Annotated in this window: 18 protein-coding genes; 5 read left to right on the top strand and 13 right to left on the bottom strand. The window is 55.9% G+C overall.

The features are described from left to right. The first annotated feature begins 228 nt into the window (after nucleotides 1-228). The 3 genes from rpmB (at nucleotide 229) to mutM (ending at nucleotide 1,532) form a co-directional block, all read left to right on the top strand. Nucleotides 229-465, top strand: a complete 237-nt coding sequence (gene rpmB / locus AABB92_RS21480; protein WP_006121249.1) for a 50S ribosomal protein L28 — start codon at nucleotides 229-231, stop codon at nucleotides 463-465. A 20-nt stretch (nucleotides 466-485) separates the two neighbouring features. Next, complete coding sequence (gene rpmG / locus AABB92_RS21485) at nucleotides 486-653, top strand: 50S ribosomal protein L33 (protein ID WP_001051798.1); 168 nt, start codon at nucleotides 486-488, stop codon at nucleotides 651-653. A 69-nt stretch (nucleotides 654-722) separates the two neighbouring features. Further along, nucleotides 723-1,532, top strand: a complete 810-nt coding sequence (mutM, locus tag AABB92_RS21490) for a bifunctional DNA-formamidopyrimidine glycosylase/DNA-(apurinic or apyrimidinic site) lyase (protein ID WP_031375147.1) — start codon at nucleotides 723-725, stop codon at nucleotides 1,530-1,532. Here the strand turns inward: mutM and coaD are convergent. The 11 genes from coaD to rfaD all read right to left on the bottom strand — a co-directional run bounded on the left by coaD (nucleotide 1,529) and on the right by rfaD (nucleotide 12,731). Next, entirely contained in the window at nucleotides 1,529-2,008 is a 480-nt protein-coding gene (gene coaD, locus AABB92_RS21495; protein WP_031375146.1) for a pantetheine-phosphate adenylyltransferase, read from the bottom strand. The two genes, mutM and coaD, sit on opposite strands and share 4 nt — an antisense overlap. Beyond that, nucleotides 2,005-2,781, bottom strand: coding sequence for a glycosyltransferase family 2 protein (locus tag AABB92_RS21500; protein WP_031375145.1), 777 nt, complete (start codon nucleotides 2,779-2,781; stop codon nucleotides 2,005-2,007). Before AABB92_RS21500 ends, coaD begins: the two co-directional genes overlap by 4 nt. Then, entirely contained in the window at nucleotides 2,781-4,055 is a 1,275-nt protein-coding gene (gene waaA, locus AABB92_RS21505) for a lipid IV(A) 3-deoxy-D-manno-octulosonic acid transferase (RefSeq protein WP_031375144.1), read from the bottom strand. Before waaA ends, AABB92_RS21500 begins: the two co-directional genes overlap by 1 nt. Before the next feature lie 92 nt (nucleotides 4,056-4,147). Further along, entirely contained in the window at nucleotides 4,148-5,281 is a 1,134-nt protein-coding gene (locus tag AABB92_RS21510; protein WP_031375143.1) for a glycosyltransferase family 4 protein, read from the bottom strand. Next, nucleotides 5,274-6,350: a putative lipopolysaccharide heptosyltransferase III gene (rfaQ, locus tag AABB92_RS21515; protein WP_031375142.1), complete on the bottom strand. Its 1,077-nt coding sequence runs from the start codon at nucleotides 6,348-6,350 to the stop codon at nucleotides 5,274-5,276. The genes AABB92_RS21510 and rfaQ overlap by 8 nt, the downstream gene beginning before the upstream one ends. Nucleotides 6,351-6,423: 73 nt before the next feature. Next, nucleotides 6,424-7,473, bottom strand: coding sequence for a glycosyltransferase (locus tag AABB92_RS21520; protein WP_046289514.1), 1,050 nt, complete (start codon nucleotides 7,471-7,473; stop codon nucleotides 6,424-6,426). Between the two features lie 209 nt (nucleotides 7,474-7,682). Further along, nucleotides 7,683-8,675: a glycosyltransferase family 8 protein gene (locus tag AABB92_RS21525; RefSeq protein WP_031375140.1), complete on the bottom strand. Its 993-nt coding sequence runs from the start codon at nucleotides 8,673-8,675 to the stop codon at nucleotides 7,683-7,685. 9 nt (nucleotides 8,676-8,684) lie between these two features. After that, complete coding sequence (locus AABB92_RS21530) at nucleotides 8,685-9,761, bottom strand: glycosyltransferase family 9 protein (protein WP_031375139.1); 1,077 nt, start codon at nucleotides 9,759-9,761, stop codon at nucleotides 8,685-8,687. After that, nucleotides 9,758-10,735, bottom strand: coding sequence for a lipopolysaccharide heptosyltransferase RfaC (gene rfaC, locus AABB92_RS21535; RefSeq protein WP_046289515.1), 978 nt, complete (start codon nucleotides 10,733-10,735; stop codon nucleotides 9,758-9,760). The genes AABB92_RS21530 and rfaC overlap by 4 nt, the downstream gene beginning before the upstream one ends. After that, nucleotides 10,723-11,781 (bottom strand): ADP-heptose--LPS heptosyltransferase RfaF, encoded by a 1,059-nt coding sequence (gene rfaF / locus AABB92_RS21540; protein ID WP_046289516.1) that lies wholly within the window; start codon nucleotides 11,779-11,781, stop codon nucleotides 10,723-10,725. Before rfaF ends, rfaC begins: the two co-directional genes overlap by 13 nt. A gap of 17 nt (nucleotides 11,782-11,798) precedes the next feature. Next, a complete protein-coding gene (gene rfaD / locus AABB92_RS21545) occupies nucleotides 11,799-12,731 on the bottom strand; it encodes an ADP-glyceromanno-heptose 6-epimerase (protein ID WP_031375590.1) in 933 nt (310 codons plus the stop codon). Nucleotides 12,732-12,961: 230 nt separating this feature from the next. Between rfaD and AABB92_RS21550 the strand changes: the two genes are divergently transcribed. Both AABB92_RS21550 and tdh read left to right on the top strand, forming a co-directional pair. After that, a complete protein-coding gene (locus AABB92_RS21550) occupies nucleotides 12,962-14,158 on the top strand; it encodes a glycine C-acetyltransferase (protein WP_031375591.1) in 1,197 nt (398 codons plus the stop codon). Nucleotides 14,159-14,168: 10 nt separating this feature from the next. Further along, complete coding sequence (tdh, locus tag AABB92_RS21555; RefSeq protein ID WP_031375592.1) at nucleotides 14,169-15,197, top strand: L-threonine 3-dehydrogenase; 1,029 nt, start codon at nucleotides 14,169-14,171, stop codon at nucleotides 15,195-15,197. A 30-nt stretch (nucleotides 15,198-15,227) separates the two neighbouring features. On the opposite strand, the gene AABB92_RS21560 is transcribed toward tdh, so the two are convergent. Together AABB92_RS21560 and AABB92_RS21565 are read right to left on the bottom strand one after the other, a co-directional pair. After that, nucleotides 15,228-16,139 carry a hypothetical protein gene (locus AABB92_RS21560; RefSeq protein WP_031375593.1) on the bottom strand — a complete coding sequence of 304 codons (912 nt, stop codon included), beginning with the start codon at nucleotides 16,137-16,139 and terminating at the stop codon, nucleotides 15,228-15,230. After that, on the bottom strand, nucleotides 16,132-17,361 hold the full coding sequence (locus AABB92_RS21565) for a glycosyltransferase (RefSeq protein WP_031375594.1): 1,230 nt from the start codon (nucleotides 17,359-17,361) through the stop codon (nucleotides 16,132-16,134). Before AABB92_RS21565 ends, AABB92_RS21560 begins: the two co-directional genes overlap by 8 nt. Nucleotides 17,362-17,430 lie beyond the last annotated feature (69 nt).

Raw genomic sequence — 17,430 nt, forward strand, 5'->3', positions numbered from 1 at the left:
TCGCGCCAGGTGGCGGCTTTTTACCCGATCATTCGGGATCTTTATCTGTTCGGGACTTGAGCACTTGGGCTGAGCGGCGTATACTACGCCACCTTTGAGAATCTCGGGTTTGGCGGTTAGGCCAGCTTAGCGGGTTCCATGGAACTCGCCTGGCGGGCTGCAAGCCTGACGAGGCGGCCAAAACCTAATTTTTAAAGCTCGAGCTGATTTGATTTTTGGAGAATAGACATGTCACGAGTCTGCCAGGTAACTGGAAAGCGTCCGGTGACCGGTAACAACCGTTCCCACGCAATGAACGCGACGAAACGCCGTTTCCTTCCGAACCTGCACTCACACCGTTTTTGGGTTGAGAGCGAGAAGCGCTTCGTTACTCTGCGTGTATCTGTAAAAGGTATGCGTATTATTGATAAAAAGGGCATTGATACGGTGTTAGCCGACATGCGTGCCCGTGGTGAGAAGTACTAAGAGTACTAAGGAACTGAATCATGGCTAAAGGTATTCGTGAGAAGATCAAGCTGGTTTCCTCTGCTGGTACAGGTCACTTCTATACCACCACGAAGAACAAACGTACTAAACCAGAGAAGCTGGAACTGAAAAAGTTCGATCCGGTTGTACGTCAGCATGTGATCTACAAAGAAGCTAAAATTAAGTAATTTTAGTGTTCTGCTAAAAACCCGGCTCCGGCCGGGTTTTTTGTTTGTGCAATCCGCTGAGGAGAGGTTATGCCAGAGTTGCCAGAGGTTGAAACCAGCCGTCGCGGTATCGAACCGCATTTGGTCGGTGAAACCATCCTTCACGCCGTGGTGCGTAATTCACGTCTGCGCTGGCCAGTTTCGCAGGAGATCCTGTCGCTGAGCGATCAGCCGGTACTCAGCGTGCAGCGTCGGGCAAAATATCTGCTGCTGGAGCTGCCGCATGGCTGGATCATCATCCATCTCGGGATGTCCGGCAGTTTACGTGTGCTGCCAGAAGAGTTGCCGGCCGCCACCCATGACCATGTTGATTTAGTGATGAGCAATGGCAAAGTGCTGCGCTACACCGATCCGCGTCGCTTTGGCGCCTGGCTCTGGAGCAGCGATCTGGCCGGCAGCAGCGTGCTGGCGCATCTGGGACCGGAGCCGCTCAGCGACCAATTTGATGGCGCTTATCTGTTCGAAAAGTCGCGCGGCAGACGGACGCTGATTAAACAGTGGCTGATGGATAACAAAGTGGTGGTCGGCGTCGGCAATATTTACGCCAGCGAGTCGCTGTTTACTGCCGGGATCCTGCCCGATCGACCTGCCGGCAGTCTGTCGCAGTCAGAGGCCGGAGTGCTGGTCAATACTATCAAAGCGGTGCTACTGCGTTCCATCGAGCAGGGCGGAACCACGCTGCGTGACTTCTTACAGAGTGACGGTAAGCCGGGGTATTTTGCGCAGCAGCTGCAGGTTTATGGCCGGGCCGGGGAACCGTGCCGGGCATGTGGTACGCCGATTATCAGCGGCAGACACGGGCAACGCAGCACTTACTGGTGCCCGAATTGCCAGCACTAAGCTAATTTAGCCAGTAACGCCTGATAGACTGGCGCGGGCAGGAAGGCGGTAACATCGCCACCGTGACGCGCCACCTCTTTGACCAGCGAAGAGGAGACAAAAGAGAAGCCTTCCGACGGCATCAGAAACACGCTCTCCAGCGTCGGCAGCAGGTGACGATTCATGTGCGCCAGCTGCATTTCATATTCAAAGTCCGACACCGCGCGCAGTCCACGAACCAGCACGTTAGCCTGCTGAGAGCGGGCGAAATTTGCCATTAAATCGCTGAATCCGACCACCTCAACGTTAGGCAGATGTGCCACTACCTGGCTCGCCAACGCCACACGCTCGTCCAGACTGAACATCGGCTTCTTGCTGGGACTGGCGGCAATCGCCAGCACTACCCGATCAAACATCTGCGCGGCCCGCGTCACAATATCGAGATGTCCCAGCGTAATGGGATCGAAGGTGCCGGGATAAATGGCTTTAGTACTCATACTCGCCCTTTTGCCGATGCGTGATTCAGCGCCCACAGCGCCGAATACTTGTTAAAGGTATATTGTGCGTTAACCACCGCCAGGATCCAGCCCTGTTTGCCATCCAGAAAGCCCGCGCGTAACAGCAGGGTTTTTACAAATGCACCCAGCGTATGGCTGAAGATAGAAAACAGGCCGCAGCGTTTACCGCGCTGATAACGTTCCGTCGCCCAGGCTTCGGCATACGCCAGTTGCTTGCGCTGAAAGGCGATCAAATCACGACAGGTCAGGTGTTGCAGATCTCCCTTCAGTGCCACCACCGGCGCGTCTTCGGCGTTCAGCGATTCATGCACCAGGTTGTCATTGTAGTGCAACGTCGGGGGATAAAGCCGCATGACGCGGTCAGGATACCAGCCGCTGTGGCGCATAAAGCGGCCCAGAAACAGGTTGCTGCGGCCAAGGCTGTAAACCGTGCGGCTGGGTGGGGCGATCAATACCTGCTCAATGGCGGCGCGCAGCTCTGGCGTCACGCGCTCATCGGCATCGATCATCAAAATCATGTCGCCGCTGGCGTAACGCTGCGCGCGCTGGCGTTGTATGCCGTAACCCTGCCAGTTATCGCTGCGAAACACCTGCGCGCCCGCCTGGGTGGCAATTTCCACGCTGTTATCTTCGCTACCGGAATCCAGCAGGATAATCTCATCGGCCCAGCTGACGGAGGCCAGACAGTCAGGCAGCAGTTCCGCTTCGTTTTTGGCGATCATCACCACTGAAAGACGTTGGCGTGTTGGCATCAGTGGGCCCGTGGCGGTAAATGGGGTTCGAGTAACTGCAGCAGACGTTGCAGCGCGCCCTGGTTCTGATGCAGCACGTCCACCGCGTGGCGTCCGTAATAACGACGATAGTCATCATCCTGCAACAGGTTGGTGACCTCTTTTTCCAGCGAAATCACGTCGGTGACGGTAATCAGGCCCTGGCCCTGTTGCAGTTTGCTGCAGATATCTTTGAAGTTCCAGGTGTGCGGCCCCATCAGAACCGGAATCGCATGTGCAGCAGGCTCCAGTGGGTTATGTCCGCCCCGTTCAACCAGGCTGCCACCGACAAATGCCAGATCGGCAATACCGTACAGCAGCATCAGTTCACCCATCGAGTCACCAATCACCACCTGAGTCGAGCCAGAAGGGATCTCACCGCTGCTGCGCAGGATAAAGCTGAAGTTACGCTGCTGGGTCAGTTCGCGCGCATCGTTGAAACGTTCGGGATGGCGGGGAACCAGAATCAGCAGTAAATCCGGGAAGGATTGCAGCAGTCGGCGATGCGCATCGAGCACGATCGCCTCTTCGCCTTCATGGGTGCTGGTGGCAATCCACACCGGACGCCGCGGTGCCCACTGACGGCGCAGCGTGACGGCTCTGGCCGCCAGCTCTGGCGTCACTGAGATATCAAATTTCAGGCTGCCGGTAATCGCCAGTTGCGAGCGCTTCAGGCCCAGCTCAAGGAACCGGTCGCCATCTTCACTATTCTGCGCCGCAATCAGCGTGATGCTCTGCAGCAGCTGGCGCATGAATTTGCCCAGCTTGCGGTAGCCTTTTGCCGAACGCGCCGAAAGACGGGCGTTGGCGATCACCAGCGGAATATTGCGCTGATGCAGAATGCGGATGATATTGGGCCACAGCTCGGTTTCCATGATGATCACCAGCCGTGGGTTGACCGTATCGAGGAAACGATTAATCGAGCCTGGCAGGTCATAAGGCAGATAAACGTGATGCACATCTTTGCCAAACGCCGATTGCGCCCGCTCTGAACCGGTTGGTGTCATGGTGGTGACGGTAATCGGCAGGGTAGGATAACGATGACGCAACGCACGCACCAGGGGGATCGCCGCCAGCGTTTCGCCGACCGACACCGAGTGCAGCACAATACCGTCTGGCTTAACTTTGCCGACACAATAGCCATAGCGCTCTGCCCAGCGTTTGCGATAGGCCGGCGCTTTACGACCGCGCAGCCACAGGCGCAGCCAAATCAGTGGCTGAATAAGATAGAGCAGTGCGGTGTAAATGGTCGTCATAGTTACCGTTACGACACGTTCGCGTCTAAAACCAGATTAAAATCAGATGGCGGCATGTTATCAGAAACCCTGCATCCACTCATCCCACATTGTCAGTTGCTTCGCAGCACCTGTTGATACAGCGAAGTCAGCGAGCTGGCCAGTCGCTGCGGCCCATAAGGTTCAATTCTGCGCCGTGCCGCTTCGCCCATGCGTGAGTCGACTGAAAGCGACGGTATCGCCTGAATCGCCTGATTCAGTCCATTGATATCCAGCGCATCACAGACGAAACCTTGCTGACCGGCAGTAATAAATTCCGCGCCGCCGCAGCCGGTGCTGGTAATTACCGGCAGGCCACAGGCCATCGCCTCCAGCACCACATTCGGGAAAGGATCGTAGAGCGTGGGCAGCAGTAAACCATCGGCCGCATGATAGAACGGCTGCACATCCTGCTGTACGCCGACAAAACGCAGGCGATCCAGACAGTTAAGCTGATTCGCCAGCTGCTGATAGCGCTGCAGCTGTTTATCCTGACCGACCACAATCAGATAGCGATTGCTGCCGGCCAGCGCTTCAATCGCCGCTTTCAGCCCTTTACGCTCAAAACCAGATCCAACATAGATCAGCACAGTCGCGCTATCGGGCAGCGATAACTGCTGACGGGTCGCGTGGCGGGTGGCGTCAGTTGCGGGCTGAAAACGGCTGCTGTCGATGGCGTTATGGATGACGTGGATTTTTTCGGCACCGAGTGAGAAGCAGCGCAGGATGTCGCGTTTTACCATCTCAGAGTTACAAATGACCGCTTTCAGCGTGGGCGAATTAAACATCTCCGCTTCCGCCTGCAGCACATAGCGATGGTAAGGGCTGAGGCTGGCGCTCAGGCGCTGCCAGGACGAAACGATACGCGCACGCTGTTCCAGCCAGACGCGGTGGACACCATCGCCGGCCCGAAAAATATTACAACCGGCGATGCGCTCATGGCTTTGCACAATGTCGAATTTTTCCCGTTCCCAGCAGGCGCGGGCCGCACGGGCAAATCCACGTTCGCGAGAGACCCGTCCCAGTTTAGGTGGGTTACAGATGTGCAGGTGCCAGTCAGGATTCGGCGTGCCCTGCCAGCTGCGCGTGATGATGTTGAGATCCAGCTGTTCGCTGCCCAGCGCTTCCAGCGCTCGCGAGATAAAACGCTCAGCACCGCCATCAGGTCGGTATTTCTGCCGGACAATCGCCAGCCGTAACTTACTCATTCAGATAGCTCCTTGCCGCCGCGACCACATCCTTAACCGGGATGGCAGACAGATAACGCTGGTCAGTTTTGGTATCAATCGAGTCCGGTGACGGCAGCGGACCATAATCGCCCGCCCAGATGACGTGATTATTGTCGCCCCACGGCCGCCAGTGCTGCAGCTTGGTCGGGCCAAATAGCGCAATACAGGGTGTGTTCAGCGCGGCCGCCATATGCATCGGGGCGGAGTCGACGCCAATAAACAGCCTGGCATGATCGATCAGCGCCGCCAGCTGCGGCAGTGTGAACTGGCCTGCTAATGACACCACATACGGCGAGGTGCACAGGGCCTGAATGCGCTCGATCATCGCCAGTTCGTGTTTATCCGGTCCGGCGGTCAGCACCACCGGACGTTCTGGCTGCGCCAGCTGGTCGATGGTGGCGGCAACGCTCTCCTCTTCCCAGCATTTAAAGCCCCAGCGGGAGGTCGGCTGCACCACGATAAACGGCGAGGCGATCTGCTTCTCCGCCAGTCTGGCGAGCACGTGTTGACGATCGGCTTCGCTGTAGTGCATCGAAACCCGCGCGCCCTCGCTGCTGATGCCGAGCGGGGCCAGCGCGGACATATTCTGCTCCACGGTATGCAGTTTGCTGTGATTGAGAGTGGGCACCAGCTGGTTATGGCACAGCCGCCAGAACAGGTTGTCGCGCTTTTTAAACGCGAAGCCGATGCGTATCGGCGCGGCGGAGAGCAGGGTGATCAGGGCGGCACGCCATTGATCGGCCAGATTAATCACCAGGTCGTAATGGCAACCCCGTACCGCACGAATCAAGGCATATTCATGGCCCAGCTTGCGCCAGCCACCTTGCTGCTTCCACTTACGGTCAATCACGTGCAGATGGCGGATATCCGGATGCGCTTCCAGCATCGGACGCGTTTCCTGATAAAGCAACACGTCGATACTGGCCTGCGGATAACGCTGGCGAAGGGCGTTGATCGCCGGCGTCGTCAGCAGCATGTCGCCATGATGGCGCAGCTTGATGAGCAATATATTTTGCGGAGAGACGTTTGCTGGAATCGGACTGGCCATAAACAATTGTTCTCAAATTTTAGTGAACCGATTGTAGGGCAAACCCTTTTTAGGATAAAGCCAGCCTCAAGGGTTATTTGTAACGCCAGCGATAGAGACGACTCAGCCACAGCAGTAGCTGATACCACTGCTTAATCCCGCGGGCATTGCGTAGCATTCGGCGATGCGTCTGGCTGGCAAACAGGTCGGCGATAATCGCCCGGCGTGCGTCATTATCCGGCTCCCGACGTACGCTATGACAGACGCTGAGCGCTTCATGCGTCACCTGATAATGGAACGAAGGATAGATTTTTACCTTGCCGCGGTAGCGATGATTCAGCGCTTCCAGCATAGCGGCAATCTTCAGATAGTGACGCTGGTATTCGACATTACGCTGGCCGGTGCGCTTGCGGTTGCTGATTGAGGCGTCATGCATGTAGTAGCGGTACAGCACCGCATCGGTATAGCGCACGCGTTTCGCCAGCAACATGAATTCAGTGGTCCACGGAATGTCCTGATGGTGCAGCCCTGGCTCAAACAGCAACTGATGCTGTTCAATCAGCGCACGACGGTAAATGCCCAGCCAGACCACATGCATGTAGCGGTGGGTTTTTAACGCGGTATTCAGCCAGTCGGGACCGCTCAGTACGCCGGTACTGCGCAGGCGGTCCAGCGGAATCAGCGGCTTCACCCGCTGGCTATGTTTGAAATACCATTCGGCATTGCACTGTGCCGCATCCAGATCGTCCTGTTCCGCCAGCGTCACCAGCGTCTGGTACATTTCCGGTTGCATGGTGTCATCAGCATCCGGAAAGGTGACATATTTCCCCTGCGCGATCGCCAGGCCAGCATTACGCGCGCGTGAGACGCCGCCGTTTTCCTGATGAATGACCCGAACGTGGGAGTGATGTTGGGCGTAATAGTCGGCGCGCTCACCGGAACCGTCGGTTGAACCGTCATCGACAATGATGATCTCCAGAGACGTCAGCGTTTGCGCCAGCAGCGACTGCATGAATTCATCAAACATGCTGCCCGCGTTGTACATAGGCGTAATGATACTCAACAGGGGAAGGGCACTCATGACAACGTTTGCACCTGTGCAGAGTGAAAAGCGAAAGGGGTTTGCCTCATCATCATAAACCAGGTCCAGGCCAGCAAAATAAAATAGGGTGACTGATGATTATAAAACTGACTCTGGCCCAGGCTGAAGTAAATCACCGGAATTGTTAACAAAAACGCACGCAGAGTCCCTTTTTCCTGAAGCGGTATGCCTGAAACGTGGAATAGCGAACGCCCGTCACGCCACAGATACGTCAGGTGACACAACCGGTAGCAAAAATTGTCCGCGCCGCGCTAACCGAAAAACTTGTGTCGGACATAGTTCATCATCCAGCTGACGCTTTCCGCATATTGCTTCTGATACCACTTAATCCGGGCGAAGCGCTTCATCTCTTTATAATGCTGCGGTAAATCCAGTGACTGAGCGGCCCACGGCGATCGCTGATAGTAGTCGTAATAGAGCAACGAAAGATCGCTACCGCCCCAGGCATGCCAGGGTTTGCATTTACCGGTGTAGTGAATCATCACGGTATCGTTCGGAACCTGGAAGCGGTGCCAAACCTTGTTCGCGATGATGTCGTAAATGTGGTTGTAACGCTCCGGCAGGATCAGTACTTCATCTTCCAGCACAATGTTCAACGCATCCTGATCGGGAAAACCAAACTCCGCTCCGCGGGTGACGAGCACCTCGGTAATGCGGGCCGTGGTCTGACGCGCCATCCAGCGTGGAATATTGATCAGCATAAAGCCGGAGTTGAAGTAGTTGTTGCCCTTGAGACCGAGCTTCGGACACTGATTCTGACGCGCCCGTGGCGTGTCGTTACAGGCACACAGCGTGTAATCGGCAATATCCAGGGTGAATAACGGCGAATAGTCACCCACCACCAGCGTATCGGCGTCGATGTAGATCACCCGATCGCTGAAGCGCGCCACGGTTTCGGGGATCAAAAAACGATAATGGATGCTTTTTGGATAGCGTCCGACCGCCGGCAACTGATCGACCCAGGCACTGTTGAAAATGTGTAGCGTAATCGCCAGCCGATGACCGGCCGCCAGCGAGCGTAATTTTTCGACATCCTGCTCGCTTAGCGAGTCTGAAAAGATATGAGCGTGGAAAGCGGTATCAGGATGATGGCTGAGTAGTGAAAATAACGTAATGCCCAGACCACGCGCGTAGGCGTGGTTGATGCCAAAGGCAACGTGCACGGGATTTGCATCCGTATCAGAGAGCGTGTTGACCAGGAGCTTACTTTGCTGAACAGCATCAGCAACAGGGGTAATTGCCATTACGCTTCACTATTCCAGGTTATGAGTAATAAACGCTTGTATTCTAGTCAGTTTATCGTGATCCAGCCCAAATAATTTTTCAGCAGGCTGATCAAAGCGAAAACGCGTGGCAAAAACGAATGTCGACGCAGCAACATTATCGGGCCCGATAAACAGCACATTGTTGACCGGACGCTGTTCCCTGACTTCACAAGGGCCATAAAGCATGATCACCGGTATCTGTTGCGCATCGGCAATATAGGCATTGCCGGAGTCAGATGAGATATAGAAATCCATCTGCGCGATGGCCCAGGGCACCTCTTCTAGTTTTAGCTCACCAATCAGGCTCACGATATTTTCTTTCGGTCCGGTTAAGCTCAGCAATTCATCCAGCCACGGCTGTTCAGCAGGCGGCCCGAACACATAAAAGGTACAGGGCAGGTCGGCCAGCGCTTCCATCAGCTGCTGCCAGACACTGGCGGGAATAGTTTTCGCCCGGTTGCCAGCGGAAATACTGATGCCGATTTTAATGCCTTCACGCGGAGTCAGCAGCGCAGCGGGCGGCGCGGGCGGCTGCCATAGCGGCGACGTGGCGTGCTTAGGAAAATCGGTATAGCGGTACTCGCGATTAATCAGTTTCAGGTAGCTGTCGAGGGTTAAATCGGTTTTAGCATGATCCACAATGCCGCTGGCGCTGCGATAGAACACCGCGTGGTAGGACTTACGCACATAGGTGCGCAGAAACTGTTTGTTCGGCGCGTTACACAGCGATGCAAAAAACAGGTTTACGCTGTTGGGCTGCACCAGATAAACATTGTCATAGCGGTTCATCAGGATGAACGCCAGTTTAAGCTTGGCAAAGAAGCTGCGCTTCGCCTCTTCGATCAGAAAATAGCGGCTGACGGTATCATCATGGCGCACCAGCGGTTCTACCGCCTTACTGATCAATAATTCGGACTGACCCAGCGCGCGCAGCATCGGTGTGATATTAATGAAATCACCGATTTTTGCCGTCTGGATGATTAGATTGCGCCCGGTCGGCCGGTAAAACAGCCGCATCAGCGTGCGAAACGGCACCAGCAGCAGATAGATCAACACATAGTTCATGGCCTGTTTTCCGTAATAACGGCCTGCAGTTTCTCTGCCACCGCGTCGGCAGTCAGCTCCGCCAGATTATGATTCGGGGCGCTCAGCGCCTGTTGATTTTGACCGTAACCGCCGATCAGGCCTGGGTCGGTCGGGCCATACAGCGTCAGGTTAGGGCGATCCAGCGCGGCGGTCAGGTGACTTAATCCGGTATCGACTGACACTACCGCACGCGCGCCAGCCAGTTGCCGGGCAATCGCCTCCAGCGTCAGTTTCGGCAGCACATCGACGTGGTCAAATCCTTCAGCCAGGCGCTGCGCACGCTGGTGCTCATGTTCTGCGCCCCACGGCAACTTAACCCGCAATCCGCTTGGTTGCACCCGTTCAATCAGCTGTCGCCAGTGCGACTCTGGCCAGTGCTTATTGTCACGCGTCGTGGCGTGCAGAAACACCAGATAGTGCTGGGCATCGGCAGGCAGGTGATGCAGGAAATGTCCGGCAATCGCATAGTCGCCCTGGCCGTGCGGTTTCTCATAGCCGAGACTTTTAGCAAACAGTTCGCGCGTCCGCTCGACGGCGTGCTGTTGCTTGTTGACCTCGTGCCGCACGTCATACCACCAGCTGGCAAACGGTTCACGGGCGCTGCGGCTATCCTGGCCATGCTTAACGCCTTTTGACAACCGCGTCACCAGGGCCGCGCTTTTGATCAGCCCCTGCGCATCAATCACAATATCGTACTGACGTGACTGTAACGCGCGCTTAAACAGCACGCGCTCTTCACGTTGCTGGCTGCCAAACCAGTGTTTGCGCCAGCGGCGGATCGCTACCGGCAGCACCTTATCCACCGCAGGATGCCAGCCGGGGATCTGGGCAAAGTTCTCTTCCACCACCCAGTCAAAACGGATGCCAGGAATAGCGTGCATCGCATCGGTCAGCGCTGGCAGCGAATGCAGCACGTCGCCCATTGAGGAGGTTTTAACGATCAGGACGTGCATGGCACCTCCTGCGGCGCGTCGAGTAATTCGGTAAGGGTCTGATGCACGCGCTCAGGTTGAATGTCGATCAGGCTCTGATGATATCCCTGTTCGGCATCGCCTTTGCGTACTTTGTGATAGCCGCTAATCAGGCGAATAACCCGCGCCTGGCGAGCCAGCGGTGGCGTAAAGTCGGGGCTGCTTGGCCCATAGAGCGCGACCAGCGGACGGTCCAGCGCGGCGGCGATATGCATCAGCCCGGAGTCGTTACTGACCACTGCCCGGCACTGTGCCAGCAGTATTACCGCCTGCTCCAGCTGGGTTTCACCGGCCAGATTACGGCAGTGAATGCGGGCTTCTTGCGGCAGTGCGGCGATAATCTCCTCACCGGTCGGCCGATCTTTTGCCGAGCCAAACAGCACAATCTGGAATCCTTCTGCGATCAGCTGTCGCGCCAGCGCAGCGTAGTGGTAGTGCGGCCAGCGTTTTGCCGGACCAAATTCGGCGCCGGGACAAAAACCGATGATCGGACGCGTCGCCGACAGCTGAAACTGCGCGGCGGTTTCAATTTTCTCCTGCTCCCCGACCTGCAGCTTCGGCCACAGCAGCGGTTGCGGCAGCTGCTGCGCCGACGCGACCGGCGTGTCATAGGCCAGCGCGACGTAGCGTTCGACCATCAGCGGGAAAGCGGCTTTATCCAGCACCCGCAGATCGTTCAGCAAGCCATAGCGCATTTCGCCGCGCCAGCCGACGCGACGTTTGATCCCGGCGAAGAACGGCACCAGCGCCGACTTAAACGAATTCGGCAGCACATAGGCGCGGTCATAGTGGCTGGCGCGCAGCGTTTTGCCTAACCGGCGACGCTCGCCAATTTCCAGCGCGCCATGGCCAAGCGGCATCGCCAGCGCCTGATTTACTTCCGGCATGCGTGACAACAGGGGACGACACCAGGCCGGTGCCATCACATCAATCACCGCATCGGGATGCTCGGCCTTGAGCGTGCGATAGAGACTTTGCGACATCATCATATCGCCGACCCACGACGGGCCGATTACCAGAATTTTCATCGCCGGAGCAGCTTCCTTTATGCGTTACGGTTAAGCCAGGCCATATATTCAGCGACGCCCTGCGCCACGGTTTTGAACGGCTTGTCATAGCCTGCGGCACGCAGCCGGGTCAGATCGGCCTGGGTATATGCCTGATAGCGTCCTTTGAGTTTTTCCGGGAACGGAATGTACTCAATCTGGCCTTTCTGATGGAATTTCAGTACCGCATCTGCCACTTCCTGGAAGGATTCTGCGCGGCCGGTACCACAGTTATAAATGCCGGAGACGCCGTTCTCCCAGCACCACAGGTTCACTGCGGCCACATCATCCACGTGGATGAAATCGCGTTTGAAACCGTCGCTGCCTTCAAACAGTTTTGGATTTTCATCGTTGCTGATTTGGGTGTTGAGATGGAAAGCGACGCTCGCCATGCTGCCTTTGTGGCCTTCACGCGGTCCGTAGACGTTAAAGTAGCGGAAACCACACACCGGAGAGTTCGCTTCCGGCAGCATCTGACGGACGTAGTGATCGAACAGCATCTTCGAGTAGCCGTAGACGTTAAGCGGCTGCTCATACTGGCGCTCTTCAATGAAATTTTCGTTGCGGCCGCCATAGGTGGCTGCTGAAGAGGCATAAAGGAACGGGATCTCGCGCTCAAGACAGAAGTGCAGCAGCTCTTTGGAGTACTGATAGTTGTTCTCCATCATGTACTTGCCATCCCACTCGGTGGTGGAGGAGCAGGCACCCTGATGAAACACCGCTTCGATCGGGCCTAAATCATCGCCCGCCATCACGCTCATCAGGAACTCTTCTTTGTCCATGTAATCGACGATATCCAGGTCGACTAAGTTGGCAAACTTGGTGCCATCCTTCAGATTATCCACCACCAGAATGTCGGTGTGACCGCGATCGTTCAGCGCTTTGACGATGTTGCTGCCAATCATTCCTGCGCCGCCAGTTACGATAATCATGTTGTTACCTTCAACGTTGTGGGGTGAAACAGGAGGTTTCACACACGAATACTTCACATCATAACATTTCATCAGGGTGCAGACAGCCAGATGACTCTGTAACGATTTGTGCGGTATGCGCCAAGGCGTGAACTATGCTGCAAAAATGACATTCTGTTGGGTGATTTATCGTGGTCAGGCTCGCTGTTCAGTAAGATGTGCCAAATTTTTGCCATCTGAGGAGAGCAATAATGCCCGCGCAATTTTATCAACAACTTCGTCAGCAACTCGATACTGCCCGTCAGGAAGGCCTGTTTAAACAGGAGCGGATTATCACATCTGCCCAGCAGACGGAAATCGCCGTCGGCAGCGATCCGGCGGTGATCAACTTCTGCGCCAACAACTATCTGGGGCTGGCTAACCATCCCGCCCTGATCCAGGCGGCAAAAGAGGGGATGGACTCGCACGGATTTGGCATGGCATCAGTGCGCTTCATCTGCGGCACCCAGGATAGCCATAAGCTGCTGGAAAAACGGCTGGCGGAATTTCTGGGAATGGAAGATGCGATCCTCTACTCCTCCTGTTTCGACGCCAATGGCGGACTGTTTGAAACTCTGTTTGATGCGCAGGACGCCATCATTTCTGACGCCCTGAATCATGCCTCGATCATTGACGGTGTCCGGCTGTGTAAAGCGCAGCGCTATCGTTACGCCAATAACGATATGGAACAGCTGCGGGCGCGTTTACAGGAGGCGCGTGCTAACGGTGCTCGTCACATTGTGATCGCGACCGATGGCGTGTTCTCTATGGATGGCGTGATTGCTAACCTGCCGGCGATCTGCGATCTGGCCGATGAATTCTCCGCGCTGGTAATGGTGGATGATTCGCATGCGGTGGGTTTTGTGGGCAATGCCGGACGCGGGACCCATGAGTATTGTGAGGTGATGGGCCGTGTCGACATCATCACCGGCACGCTGGGAAAAGCACTGGGCGGCGCATCAGGCGGTTACACCGCGGCGAAAGCGGAAGTGGTCGAGTGGCTGCGTCAGCGTTCGCGTCCTTATCTGTTTTCCAACTCACTGGCACCTGCAATCGTTGCCGCCTCTCTGCGGGTGCTTGATCTGCTGAGCGAAGGCGACGGCCTGCGTCAGCGGCTGTGGGATAACGCCCGCTTCTTCCGTGAGCAGATGACTGCGGCAGGCTTTACCCTGGCCGGTGCCGATCACGCCATTATCCCGGTGATGCTGGGCGAAGCCAGCGTGGCGCAGGAGTTTGCCCGCCTGCTGCAGCAGGAAGGCATCTACGTCACCGGCTTCTTCTATCCGGTGGTGCCCAAAGGTCAGGCGCGCATTCGCACCCAGATTTCTGCTGCCCATACTCAGCAGCAACTGGAACGCGCGGTCGCGGCCTTTACCCGAATCGGCAAACAACTGGGCGTTATCGCCTGAGGAAATGACCATGAAAGCACTCGCCAAACTGAAAAAAGAAGCGGGCATCTGGATGGTGACTGATGCGCCTGTTCCTGAGCCGGGCCATAACGACCTGCTGATAAAAATCCGTAAAACGGCCATCTGCGGGACCGACGTACACATCTACAACTGGGATGACTGGTCGCGCAAAACGATCCCGGTGCCGATGATTGTTGGCCATGAATATGTGGGTGAAGTGGTGGCGGTCGGCCAGGAGGTCAAAGGTTTTTCTATTGGCGATCGGGTGTCAGGCGAAGGCCACATCACCTGCGGCCATTGCCGCAACTGCCGTGCCGGACGCACCCATCTGTGCCGCAATACCATCGGGGTGGGCGTTAACCGTCAGGGCTGTTTTGCCGAATATCTGGTGATCCCGGCATTCAATGCATTCAAAATTCCTGACAACATTTCCGATGAGCTGGCGGCGATTTTTGACCCGTTCGGGAATGCGGTACATACCGCGCTGTCGTTTGATCTGGTCGGTGAGGACGTGCTGATCTCCGGAGCCGGTCCTATCGGCATTATGGCGGCGGCGGTCTGTCGTCACGTTGGCGCGCGCAATGTGGTGATCACCGACATTAATGAATACCGACTGGCGCTGGCGCAGAAAATGGGCGTTACCCGGGCGGTTAATGTGGCAAAAGAAGATCTGCGTGAGGTGATGCATTCGCTGGGGATGACCGAGGGATTTGATGTCGGGCTGGAAATGTCGGGCGCGCCGCCGGCTTTCCGCACGCTGCTTGAGGTGATGAATCACGGTGGGCGGATAGCGCTGCTGGGTATCCCACCGGGTGAGATGGCGATCGACTGGAACCTGGTGATTTTTAAAGGTCTGTTTATTAAGGGGATCTACGGTCGCGAGATGTTTGAAACCTGGTATAAAATGGCGGCGCTGATCCAGTCGGGGCTCGACTTAACGCCGATTATTACCCATCGCTATGCGATTGATGATTTTCAGCAGGGCTTTGATGAGATGCGTTCCGGACACTCCGGCAAAGTGATCCTCAACTGGGATTAAACATAAAGCGGCCGTTGCGCGGCCGCGTTATTACGCCTGCTTTTTCTCTTCATCGGTCAGGTAGCGCACCTTGCGGGTGTAATCCTGACCTTTGAACATCAGCGGCTGGCGGGGATCGCTAAGGTATTTTTGCCATTCCGACAGCGGGAAGCCGCCGTGTGCGCCCACCACCTCTGCCGGGATGACGGCTGACTGACCGCCCATTTTCTTCGAAACCGGCCAGTTAGCCCATTCACCCAGATTAACGGTCCTGAGATCCAGCATATCCAGCAATACCGCCAGCGGCGGTTGATCGGTCGGTGGCTGACTGTCATTCATTAAATGCCAGGTATCATTAAACAGCGTCAGCCACAGCGGTGAAATACGCTGCCAGACCGCCCGCGTCGCCGCCAGATAAGCACTGTTTACATGGTCGACCAGGTAAGGACGAATACTGGGCAGGTAATAGGCGGGAATCCCCTCTTTTGGTGCGCCTTCCAGTTTGGCAATCATTTTGCCCTGACGGAAGCTGGAGTAGAGATGGCCTGGCTTCATTCTGATGTCAGGCATCTTAAGCAGATTGAGGTCAGAATCGATCATCAGAATGCCGTCGCCTTTGGCCTGCAGGGGGGCCTGCAGTTTGATCAACCGGCTGCGATAGATCTGCTTATAGCGATAGTTTTCCTCGCGATGCGGAACGTCCAGCGTCGCAACCCGGGTTTTGGCCGGCAGTTCACCAAAGGCCGCCGCAGGTTGATCGCTGACGATAACAATCTCTTCTATCTGCGTTGCAAAGCGCGCGGCAAACGTGGCGCTGAGCAGGGCTTCTTCAATGTAATCCGCGCCGGTGCAGGGGATCACCACCGAGGTCACCGTCACCTCACCCTGCACGTCCGCCTGATCGTAGGGCAGGTTATGGCGCGCCCGGATATGGCGATAGCGAGGATTTAAAAAATTAAGCATGGGGTTTTTCTCTGACGACGCTCTGAAGAATATTTTCGACGCCGCTGACGTAGGTTTCAATAGCGTATTGTTCGCGCACGCGCTTGCCTGCCGCATTGATCAGTCGCTGACGTAAATCCGCATCCTGCCATAACGCAGTAAGATGCTGGGTCAGTTGCACCACATTGCCGTAATCAAACAGCAACCCGGTTTCATCATGACTGATCAATTCGGCAGTACCGACCACGCGCGAACCGACGACGACGGTGTTCACCAGCATCGCTTCCAGCACCACCCGTGGCAGACCTTCACTGCGCGACGCGAGAATAAACGCATCGAAGGCGGTGAGATAATCCAGCGCGTTATTCTGGAAGCCGGTAAACACCACGTGGTTCTGAATATTTTCCGCCGTCGCCAGCTGCAGCAGGTGCTGTAATTCAGGCCCGGCACCCACAATAACCATTTTCCAGTCGGCATCCGGATTGGCACGTTTGAAGCGGCCCAGCGCCTGCAACGTATGATGATTGGATTTACGCAGGATCAGTGAGCCGATGGAGCCAAACACAAAGGTGCCAGGAGCCAGTTTAAAGCGCTGACGCACCTCAAGGCGGTCAGGCAGCGGCTGGTGAATATCGATGGCGTTACTGACGGTAAAACAGCGATCTGCATTCACGCCGTGCTTACGTAACGTGGCGTTCACGCCCTCGGAGACCGCAATCACCGCCTGGCAATCCTGATTGACCATTTTTACCAGCCGCGGCTCCAGCAACGGATCAATACGACAGTGCTGGACCACAGCCACATTCAGGCCTCGCGCCGCCAGATACCCTTCAATATTGGTGCTGGGCTGGTTATTCATGTACAGGGTGTCGTACTTGCCGAGCTGTAACAACGAGTTAATTTTGCTGGCGTTGGGGATGATACGCCAGCGCTCATCAATCAGATCGATGGCGCGCTTCTTGAGTTTTTTATTGAAAAACAGCAGCGCGCGCGCCACTTCTTTGACGATTTTGGCCCAGCGCGGTTGTTTGATTTGTGGAATAAAGAATACCGGAATATCCAGTGCAAGCAGCGCGGACTCGATGGTTTCGCCGTTGCCGCGACCGTAGTTGTGGTAGAAGCAGCAGGTGATATCAAATTTTTGACGATCAATACGCTTCAGCAGCTCCAGCATGCTGTTGGTGCCGCCTCCCCATTCTCTGCCGTTATCCAGCAGCAGAATTTTTTGTTTATTAATCGTCATCCGTCTCAATATTCCACACAGCACCTCATGGCCCGACCCGGGATTATAGTAATTTCTGCGTAGAAATGA

The sequence above is a fragment of the Pantoea brenneri genome, assembly GCF_038594305.1.
Classification (GTDB): domain Bacteria; phylum Pseudomonadota; class Gammaproteobacteria; order Enterobacterales; family Enterobacteriaceae; genus Pantoea; species Pantoea brenneri.

Coding starts and splice junctions, on each gene's coding strand:
- rfaD (WP_031375590.1), bottom strand. CDS start 12,731: ATGATTATCGTAACTGGCGGCGCAGGAATGATTGGCAGCAACATCGTC.
- rpmG (WP_001051798.1), top strand. CDS start 486: ATGGCTAAAGGTATTCGTGAGAAGATCAAGCTGGTTTCCTCTGCTGGT.
- AABB92_RS21510 (WP_031375143.1), bottom strand. CDS start 5,281: ATGAGTAAGTTACGGCTGGCGATTGTCCGGCAGAAATACCGACCTGAT.
- AABB92_RS21500 (WP_031375145.1), bottom strand. CDS start 2,781: ATGCCAACACGCCAACGTCTTTCAGTGGTGATGATCGCCAAAAACGAA.
- AABB92_RS21530 (WP_031375139.1), bottom strand. CDS start 9,761: ATGAACTATGTGTTGATCTATCTGCTGCTGGTGCCGTTTCGCACGCTG.
- rpmB (WP_006121249.1), top strand. CDS start 229: ATGTCACGAGTCTGCCAGGTAACTGGAAAGCGTCCGGTGACCGGTAAC.
- AABB92_RS21550 (WP_031375591.1), top strand. CDS start 12,962: ATGCCCGCGCAATTTTATCAACAACTTCGTCAGCAACTCGATACTGCC.
- waaA (WP_031375144.1), bottom strand. CDS start 4,055: ATGACGACCATTTACACCGCACTGCTCTATCTTATTCAGCCACTGATT.
- rfaF (WP_046289516.1), bottom strand. CDS start 11,781: ATGAAAATTCTGGTAATCGGCCCGTCGTGGGTCGGCGATATGATGATG.
- rfaQ (WP_031375142.1), bottom strand. CDS start 6,350: ATGGCCAGTCCGATTCCAGCAAACGTCTCTCCGCAAAATATATTGCTC.
- AABB92_RS21525 (WP_031375140.1), bottom strand. CDS start 8,675: ATGGCAATTACCCCTGTTGCTGATGCTGTTCAGCAAAGTAAGCTCCTG.
- rfaC (WP_046289515.1), bottom strand. CDS start 10,735: ATGCACGTCCTGATCGTTAAAACCTCCTCAATGGGCGACGTGCTGCAT.
- coaD (WP_031375146.1), bottom strand. CDS start 2,008: ATGAGTACTAAAGCCATTTATCCCGGCACCTTCGATCCCATTACGCTG.
- tdh (WP_031375592.1), top strand. CDS start 14,169: ATGAAAGCACTCGCCAAACTGAAAAAAGAAGCGGGCATCTGGATGGTG.
- mutM (WP_031375147.1), top strand. CDS start 723: ATGCCAGAGTTGCCAGAGGTTGAAACCAGCCGTCGCGGTATCGAACCG.
- AABB92_RS21565 (WP_031375594.1), bottom strand. CDS start 17,361: ATGACGATTAATAAACAAAAAATTCTGCTGCTGGATAACGGCAGAGAA.
- AABB92_RS21560 (WP_031375593.1), bottom strand. CDS start 16,139: ATGCTTAATTTTTTAAATCCTCGCTATCGCCATATCCGGGCGCGCCAT.